The organism is Streptomyces sp. NPDC060027 (assembly GCF_042737005.1).
In the GTDB taxonomy this organism is placed as follows: Bacteria; Actinomycetota; Actinomycetes; order Streptomycetales; family Streptomycetaceae; genus Streptomyces.
Map to the genome: position 1 here is coordinate 1 of NZ_JBHWVI010000464.1, position 1,426 is coordinate 1,426.

The 1,426-nt window shown below is 68.1% G+C and carries 1 protein-coding gene; it reads left to right on the plus strand.

All coding sequences use genetic code 11. The annotated features are described in order from the left end of the window. Positions 1 to 52: 52 nt before the first annotated feature. Positions 53 to 1,333, plus strand: coding sequence for an IS701 family transposase (locus tag ACFWBT_RS43035; RefSeq protein WP_385710299.1), 1,281 nt, complete (start codon positions 53 to 55; stop codon positions 1,331 to 1,333). Positions 1,334 to 1,426: the final 93 nt, after the last annotated feature.

Genomic DNA, 1,426 nt, shown 5'->3' on the forward strand with positions numbered 1-1,426 from the left:
TAGGACTCCGTTAGGTCTTCCGATCGGCGCTGATCACGAGCATGTTGAATGTGTGGACGCACACGAAGTGAACCGTGTTCGGGCGATGTTGGCGTTGTATGTGGCGGATGTGTTCGCGTCGGTGCCGCGGAAGGACCAGCGGGCCAAGGGTGACTGCTACCTGCGGGGACTGATGTTGGACGGTCGCCGTAAGTCGATCCAGGCCATGGCCTCGCGATTGCCGGACGGCAACGAGCAGAACCTGCAGCAGTTCGTGAATCAGTCGACGTGGGACCCTCGGCCGGTACAGCGGCGGATCGTCGAGCGGATGCTGCCGCTCATCGGTCCGGCAGCGTGGGTGATCGACGATGTGTCGGTGCCCAAGGACGGCCGGATGTCGGCCGGGGTGGCTCCGCAATACTGCGGAGCCCTGGGCAAGAGGGCGAACTGCCAGGTCGCTGTCAGCGTCCACGCCGCGACCGATACCGCGTCCTGCCCGCTGCAATGGCGCCTGTTCCTGCCCGAGGAGTGGGCGTCGGACACCGCTCGCAGGGCCCTCGCCCGCATCCCGCCCAAGGTCACACACCGCGAGAAGTGGCGCTTGGCCCTGGACATGCTCGACACGCTCGCCAACTGGGGCATGAAGCCGCCGGTCGTGGTGGCCGACGCCGCCTACGGCACCAACGCTCACCTGCGGTCCGCGCTGTCCGAGCGCGGACTTTCCTACGTCCTGGCCGTCCGCTCGGACGTGAGCGCCCACTCCTTCGAGACCAAGCCCGTCACTCCGGCCCGCAACGGGCCCGTCGGCTGCTGGCCCCAGCCCCGCTACCGACAGATCGCACCGTCGGTGGCAACCCTGGCCGCCGGCCTCGAACAGGAGGCATTCACCCCGCTCACCTGGCGACACGGCTCGCGAGGGGAGTTACGCTCCCGCTTCGCCGCCGTGCGGGTGCGCCCGGCAGGCAAAGCGGTCGAACGTCCGATCAAGGCCGCGGCCTCGGCCGAACAGGGCTGGTGGGACGGCATCCTGCCCGACTGCTGGCTGCTGATCGAATGGCCCGCCGCCGCCGAGGCACCGACCGAATACTGGCTGTCCAACCTGCCGGCCGACACCCCGGTCGCCGACCTGGTCCGTCTGGCCAAGGTCCGCTGGCGCATCGAACACGACTACCGCGAACTCAAGCACGGCCTGGGCCTGGACCACTTCGAGGGGCGTTCCTGGCCCGGCTGGCACCACCACGTCACCCTCGTGACCGCCGCCCACGCCTTCCTCACCGAACAGCGCCTGGTCCCAAAAGCGCCCGGACCGGCCTCACTCTCTACCAGATCCTCGACGCCCTCCAGGACGTCCTGAGGTGCTGGACCGGCGTCTGCACCACCTGCCACCAACGCCTGCCCAGCGGTTCACACTCAAAGCCGAGATCAAGACAGACCTAACGGAGTCCTA